Origin of the sequence: Bacillus sp. B1-b2, from assembly GCF_009183415.1 — a bacterium.
Classification (GTDB): domain Bacteria; phylum Bacillota; class Bacilli; order Bacillales; family Cytobacillaceae; genus Niallia.
This window is the reverse complement of record NZ_WEHU01000019.1, coordinates 82,366-88,684: the sequence shown is the minus strand read 5'-3', so window position 1 is coordinate 88,684 and position 6,319 is coordinate 82,366. Positions and strand designations below refer to the sequence as shown.

Below are 6,319 nucleotides of genomic sequence, written 5' to 3'. Positions count from 1 at the left end.
GATTTCCCATAGCGTAAGCTAGTAAGATCCCTGAAAGATGATCAGGTTGATAGGTCAGAGGTGGAAGCGCGGTGACGTGTGGAGCTGACTGATACTAATAGATCGAGGACTTAACTAAAATGATTACTCGGTTCTTTCTTCTTCTAACATAATCTAGTTTTGAAGGAATAATTAATAGAAAGCACTAATAAAGTGTTGACTTTCTTTCAAAAAGTGATATAATAATCTATGTCTTAAACAAAAGTTTAATAGTCTGGTGGCGATAGCGAGAAGGTCACACCCGTTCCCATACCGAACACGGAAGTTAAGTTTCTCAGCGCCGATGGTAGTTGGAGGTTCTCCTCCTGTGAGAGTAGGACGTCGCCAGGCATAATATTACGGAGGATTAGCTCAGCTGGGAGAGCATCTGCCTTACAAGCAGAGGGTCGGCGGTTCGATCCCGTCATCCTCCACCATAACACCTGCCGGTGTAGCTCAATTGGTAGAGCAACTGACTTGTAATCAGTAGGTTGAGGGTTCAAGTCCTTTCGCCGGCACCATCTATGAGCCATTAGCTCAGTCGGTAGAGCATCTGACTTTTAATCAGAGGGTCGAAGGTTCGAATCCTTCATGGCTCACCATTTTTATGGAAAATATGCGGGTGTGGCGGAATTGGCAGACGCACTAGACTTAGGATCTAGCGCTGCAAGGCGTGGGGGTTCGACTCCCTTCACCCGCACTATTAATATTTGATATATGCGGAAGTAGTTCAGTGGTAGAACACCACCTTGCCAAGGTGGGGGTCGCGGGTTCGAATCCCGTCTTCCGCTCCAATAAAACAATGCCGGGGTGGCGGAACTGGCAGACGCACAGGACTTAAAATCCTGCGGTAGGTGACTACCGTACCGGTTCGATTCCGGTCCTCGGCACCATTGTTTTTTAAAATATGCGCCCGTAGCTCAATTGGATAGAGCGTCTGACTACGGATCAGAAGGTTATGGGTTCGACTCCTTTCGGGCGCGCCATATTTTACGGGAAGTAGCTCAGCTTGGTAGAGCACTTGGTTTGGGACCAAGGGGTCGCAGGTTCGAATCCTGTCTTCCCGACCAGTCGAAAAAATAAATTGGGGCCTTAGCTCAGCTGGGAGAGCGCCTGCCTTGCACGCAGGAGGTCAGCGGTTCGATCCCGCTAGGCTCCACCAATTTTATTAAAAGATTATTATATAAATACCATGGCGGCGTAGCTCAGCTGGCTAGAGCGTACGGTTCATACCCGTGAGGTCGGGGGTTCGATCCCCTCTGCCGCTACCATTTCAACGGACCTTTAGCTCAGTTGGTTAGAGCAGACGGCTCATAACCGTCCGGTCGTAGGTTCGAGTCCTACAAGGTCCACCATATATCGAGGAGGAATACCCAAGTCCGGCTGAAGGGATCGGTCTTGAAAACCGACAGGCGGGTCAAACCGCGCAGGGGTTCGAATCCCCTTTCCTCCTCCATAATTCATAATAGTTTTATCGTCGCGGGGTGGAGCAGTCTGGTAGCTCGTCGGGCTCATAACCCGAAGGTCGCAGGTTCAAATCCTGTCCCCGCAATCATAATGGTCCGGTAGTTCAGTTGGTTAGAATGCCTGCCTGTCACGCAGGAGGTCGCGGGTTCGAGTCCCGTCCGGACCGCCATTATAATATATCATTAAGGCTCAGTAGCTCAGTCGGTAGAGCAAAGGACTGAAAATCCTTGTGTCGGCGGTTCGATTCCGTCCTGAGCCACCTTATGCCATAACTCTTATTAATTATTAACATCATGGCGGCTATGGCGAAGTGGTTAACGCATCGGATTGTGGCTCCGACACTCGTGGGTTCGATTCCCATTAGTCGCCCCATTTTAAAATATACGCGGGTGTAGTTTAATGGTAAAACCTCAGCCTTCCAAGCTGATGTCGTGGGTTCGATTCCCATCACCCGCTCCAAAGAATTTGGGCCTATAGCTCAGCTGGTTAGAGCGCACGCCTGATAAGCGTGAGGTCGATGGTTCGAGTCCATTTAGGCCCACCATACTTTATTGTTCCGCAGTAGCTCAGTGGTAGAGCATTCGGCTGTTAACCGAACGGTCGTAGGTTCGAGTCCTACCTGCGGAGCCATTTTAATGGGGAAGTACTCAAGAGGCTGAAGAGGCGCCCCTGCTAAGGGTGTAGGTCGCGTGAGCGGCGCGAGGGTTCAAATCCCTCCTTCTCCGCCATTGGCCCATTGGTCAAGCGGTTAAGACACCGCCCTTTCACGGCGGTAACACGGGTTCGAATCCCGTATGGGTCATCTAAGAAACATGGTAGCATTTATGCTATCATGTTTTTTTTGTTTAATATAATATTTTACTAGCGTTTTCCATAACTTTTAAAGATATCTATTGAGTTCGATTAAGTTAATAAGTTGATAATTGAGACCAATAATTAGACGGCAGGGAAAGACTCTAGCATATAGAATAATTGACAAAAAAATTGATAGAATGATTGAAAGAAAATTATACGCAGGTTGATTAGAGAAATGAAAGAGTGAGATTTAAAAAAAGAGCATGACTGCTATAAGACTTTTCGATGTATCTACTAACTATAGAACTGTGCTCATGCTGTAGAAGGGGAAGTGCAGAAATAAGAAATTATGGTCTCAATTTTTTAACAAGCAGAGCTACTTCCTATAGTGTAATTCGCGTTGATACTAATTATTTTATTATGGGTATGATAGACAAATCCTAAGAGACACTGATCTTTTTATAGTATGTAAGACAATATCAAAGTTGCAATAAATGATAGTTACTACATAATAGTTACACAAATACTTATTACCTAGCTGCATGACTATTTAAAGTTATGCAGTTTTATTTATCTGTATATATAGATAAGTTCCTAATTTATGAAAATAGTATTAAACAAACTACCATAGTCATTGTTTTATTTTACGTTCTTTTTATACAGAACTGCAGATTTTAGATAATTTATCTAAAATCTATTTTCACAATTTAACATAAAAGGCTTCAGAATATCATAAAATTTTAAAAACAAAAAAGGAATTGCCTATTATTAATAGAATATTTAATCTAGTCTAGCTTGCTCCATTTTATAGAGCTCTTTTTAAACAATAAAGAATACTGCTTCATGATTTAGATTTCATCCTCTCTTTGAAAATAACCTCTCTTGTATGAATTAATTCTTGTTTTAGTTAGAGAAAATTGGGGAAATGTGTTTATACATAGTTTATTAGTAAAAATAACAAATTAATTTGTAAAAGAAAGTAGGATGACAGTGGAGACAGTATATCCAACGGATTTTCAGCTACACTTATTTCATGAGGGGAACTTATTCGAAAGCTTTAAGCTCTTTGGATCGCATGTTCATACGGTTGATAAAGTAGTTTATACCACTTTTTGTGTATGGGCACCAAATGCTACCAACGTACAGTTAGTTGGCGATTTCAATAACTGGGATGGAACTCATTATTCACTTGAAAGGATTAATAATGAAGGTGTATGGATTATTAAAGTGAATAAGGATTTATCAGGAGCCGTTTATAAATATAAAATAATAACTCCTGATGGTAGGGAATTACTTAAGGCAGATCCTTATGCTTTCTTTTCAGAGGTACGACCAAATACCGCTTCTATTGTGTATTCACTGGACGGTTATAAGTGGAATGATTCTAAATGGATACAAAAGAAAAATAAAAAAAATTTATTGAATGAGCCTATTGCAATTTTTGAAGTTCATCTAGGTTCATGGAAGATTCATGAGAATGGGGATCTTTATTCCTATAAGGAGTTAGCAGCAGAATTAATACCATATTGTGTAGAACAAGGGTTTACACATATTGAGCTTCTTCCAATTGTAGAGCATCCCCTTGATATATCATGGGGATATCAAGGGACAGGTTATTATTCTGCAACTAGTAGATTTGGAGAACCAAAAGATCTTATGTATTTTATTGATATGTGTCACCAAAATAATCTGGGAGTGATTATGGATTGGGTTCCAGGACATTTTTGTAAGGATGCACATGGACTTTACCAATTTGATGGTACTAGTCAATTTGATTATGCGAATCCTAAAGATAGGGAAAATATAGTATGGGGAACTGCCAATTTTGATCTAGGTAAAATGGAAGTACATAGTTTTTTGATATCCAATGCCCTTTTTTGGATAGATTATTTTCATATAGATGGTTTTAGAGTTGATGCAGTTTCCAACATTATTTATTGGCCAAATTCTGGAGAAAACAGTGTGAATAATTATGGTATAGAATTTCTTCAGAAGTTAAATCAAACAATTAGTCAATATGATGCTAGTATTTTAATGTTTGCTGAAGATTCAACAGACTGGCCACAGGTAACTGCACCTGTTCATTATGGTGGAATTGGATTTGATTATAAATGGAATATGGGTTGGATGAACGATATTTTAAAATATATGGAAACTCATTCAGATAATAGAAAATATGTTCATGATAAAGTTAGCTTTTCTTTATTGTATGCTTTTTCAGAAAATTTTGTATTGCCATTCTCACATGACGAAGTCGTTCATGGCAAAAAATCAATATTAGATAAAATGCCTGGGGATTATTGGCAAAAGTTTGCTCAATTTCGTCTTTTAATAGGGTACATGTTTGCACACCCAGGTAAAAAACTTTTATTTATGGGAACAGAATTTGCGCAATTTGCTGAATGGAAAGATAAAGAACAATTAGATTGGCTATTATTTGACTATGAGATGCATCAAAAAGCAAATGATTACGTGAAAGAATGGTTAAAAATATATAAAAGGTCTAAGCCACTGTATCAGCTAGATCATAGACATGACGGTTTTGAGTGGATTGATGTTAATAATAAAGACCAGTCCATTTTTTCCTTTGTCCGCAGAACAGAAAAAGATGGAGAATATTTAATCATTATTTGTAATTTTACTTACCATACATACGAGAATTACAGAATTGGAGTTCCTAAAAAAGATGAATATCGAGAAATATTAAATAGTGATATGGATTGTTTTGGTGGAGCAAATTATATCAATAAAAAGACAATGAAAGCAGAAGATATACCGTTTCATGGGCTTTCACATTCTGTTCAATTAACAATTCCAGCTTTTAGTATTATTTTATTACGACCAGTTCAACATCGAAAGGGGAGGAAAGGTAATGGGAAAGAAACGGTGCGTCGCAATGCTATTAGCAGGGGGGAAGGGGAGTAGACTATATTCATTAACTAAGAATCTAGCTAAGCCTGCTATTCCCTTTGGGGGGAAATATCGAATTATTGATTTTACTTTAAGTAATTGCTCCAACTCTGGTATTGAAACAGTAGGGGTACTAACACAATATCAACCGCTAGTATTAAACTCGTATATCGGGATAGGAAGCGCATGGGATTTAGACCGTGTTAATGGTGGAGTAACAGTTTTACCGCCTTACAGTGAATCATCAGAGGTGAAATGGTATACAGGAACGGCGAGTGCTATTTACCAGAATCAAAATTATTTATCACAATATGATCCAGAATATGTACTTATCTTGTCAGGTGATCATATTTATAAAATGAATTATGAGCTTATGCTAGATTTTCATATTAGTAAGAAAGCAGATGCATCCATCTCTGTCATTGAAGTACCTTGGGAGGAAGCTAGTAGATTTGGAATCATGAACACAAATGAAAACCTAGATATTATTGAATTTGAAGAAAAACCAGATTCTCCTAAAAATAACCTAGCATCCATGGGCATCTATATTTTTAAGTGGAGCGTACTACAAAAACTATTAGAAGAGGATAATCTTAATAATACATCTTCTCATGACTTTGGTAAGGATATTATTCCTTTGTTAATAGAGCAAAAGAAAAAAGTAGTTGCATATCCTTTTAAAGGGTATTGGAAGGATGTAGGTACTGTACAGAGCTTATGGGAAGCTAATATGGATTTACTTGATGATAATAGTGATCTTAATATATCTGATTATAAATGGAGGATTTATACTGTAAACCCTAATCATCCACCACAATATATTTCAAGTGATGCTAGAGTGAAAGAATCTATGGTGAATGAAGGATGTATGATTAGCGGTGATTTAGAAAAATCTATCGTTTTTCAAGGGGTAACAGTCGGGCAGGGGACAATTATACGCAGCTCTGTTATTATGCCAGATGCAAAGATTGGAAACAATGTATATATAGAAAAAGCCATTGTCCCTTCTAACGTTCAAATTCCAGATGGCATGGTCATTAAACCTAAGGAAGATAGCGATGAGGTAGTATTAGTGACGGAAGAAATGGTTAATGAACTAATTTCCTAACATAATAGACAGGAGGGATAT

At 38.8% G+C, this 6,319-nt stretch carries 2 protein-coding genes, 21 tRNA genes and 2 rRNA genes; all 25 read left to right on the top strand.

Annotation, left to right across the window (positions count from 1 at the left end):
• Window positions 1–118, top strand: a 23S ribosomal RNA gene (locus F9279_RS17415); the annotation flags it as partial.
• A 134-nt stretch (window positions 119–252) separates the two neighbouring features.
• Window positions 253–369: ribosomal RNA gene (gene rrf / locus F9279_RS17410) — 5S ribosomal RNA — on the top strand.
• A gap of 10 nt (window positions 370–379) precedes the next feature.
• Window positions 380–455 (top strand) — tRNA-Val (locus F9279_RS17405).
• Window positions 456–463: 8 nt separating this feature from the next.
• Window positions 464–539 (top strand) — tRNA-Thr (locus F9279_RS17400).
• 5 nt (window positions 540–544) lie between these two features.
• A tRNA-Lys gene (locus tag F9279_RS17395) sits at window positions 545–620 on the top strand.
• Window positions 621–636: 16 nt separating this feature from the next.
• Window positions 637–718: transfer RNA gene (locus F9279_RS17390), tRNA-Leu, on the top strand.
• Window positions 719–737: 19 nt separating this feature from the next.
• Window positions 738–812, top strand: a tRNA-Gly gene (locus F9279_RS17385).
• 10 nt (window positions 813–822) lie between these two features.
• Window positions 823–911, top strand: a tRNA-Leu gene (locus F9279_RS17380).
• Window positions 912–927: 16 nt separating this feature from the next.
• Window positions 928–1,004: transfer RNA gene (locus F9279_RS17375), tRNA-Arg, on the top strand.
• A gap of 7 nt (window positions 1,005–1,011) precedes the next feature.
• A tRNA-Pro gene (locus F9279_RS17370) sits at window positions 1,012–1,088 on the top strand.
• 16 nt (window positions 1,089–1,104) lie between these two features.
• Window positions 1,105–1,180 (top strand) — tRNA-Ala (locus F9279_RS17365).
• Between the two features lie 32 nt (window positions 1,181–1,212).
• Window positions 1,213–1,289, top strand: a tRNA-Met gene (locus tag F9279_RS17360).
• A gap of 7 nt (window positions 1,290–1,296) precedes the next feature.
• Window positions 1,297–1,373: transfer RNA gene (locus tag F9279_RS17355), tRNA-Ile, on the top strand.
• An 8-nt stretch (window positions 1,374–1,381) separates the two neighbouring features.
• Window positions 1,382–1,474: transfer RNA gene (locus F9279_RS17350), tRNA-Ser, on the top strand.
• 22 nt (window positions 1,475–1,496) lie between these two features.
• Window positions 1,497–1,570, top strand: a tRNA-Met gene (locus F9279_RS17345).
• Between the two features lie 7 nt (window positions 1,571–1,577).
• Window positions 1,578–1,654 (top strand) — tRNA-Asp (locus F9279_RS17340).
• Between the two features lie 17 nt (window positions 1,655–1,671).
• Window positions 1,672–1,744: transfer RNA gene (locus F9279_RS17335), tRNA-Phe, on the top strand.
• 37 nt (window positions 1,745–1,781) lie between these two features.
• Window positions 1,782–1,857: transfer RNA gene (locus tag F9279_RS17330), tRNA-His, on the top strand.
• 13 nt (window positions 1,858–1,870) lie between these two features.
• Window positions 1,871–1,944, top strand: a tRNA-Gly gene (locus F9279_RS17325).
• Window positions 1,945–1,952: 8 nt separating this feature from the next.
• A tRNA-Ile gene (locus F9279_RS17320) sits at window positions 1,953–2,029 on the top strand.
• Between the two features lie 11 nt (window positions 2,030–2,040).
• A tRNA-Asn gene (locus F9279_RS17315) sits at window positions 2,041–2,115 on the top strand.
• Between the two features lie 7 nt (window positions 2,116–2,122).
• A tRNA-Ser gene (locus F9279_RS17310) sits at window positions 2,123–2,213 on the top strand.
• Window positions 2,214–2,215: 2 nt separating this feature from the next.
• A tRNA-Glu gene (locus tag F9279_RS17305) sits at window positions 2,216–2,287 on the top strand.
• A gap of 977 nt (window positions 2,288–3,264) precedes the next feature.
• Window positions 3,265–5,205: a 1,4-alpha-glucan branching enzyme gene (glgB, locus tag F9279_RS17300; protein ID WP_152115314.1), complete on the top strand. Its 1,941-nt coding sequence runs from the start codon at window positions 3,265–3,267 to the stop codon at window positions 5,203–5,205.
• Entirely contained in the window at window positions 5,153–6,298 is a 1,146-nt protein-coding gene (locus F9279_RS17295; protein WP_152115311.1) for a glucose-1-phosphate adenylyltransferase, read from the top strand. Before glgB ends, F9279_RS17295 begins: the two co-directional genes overlap by 53 nt.
• The last annotated feature ends 21 nt before the right edge of the window (window positions 6,299–6,319 follow it).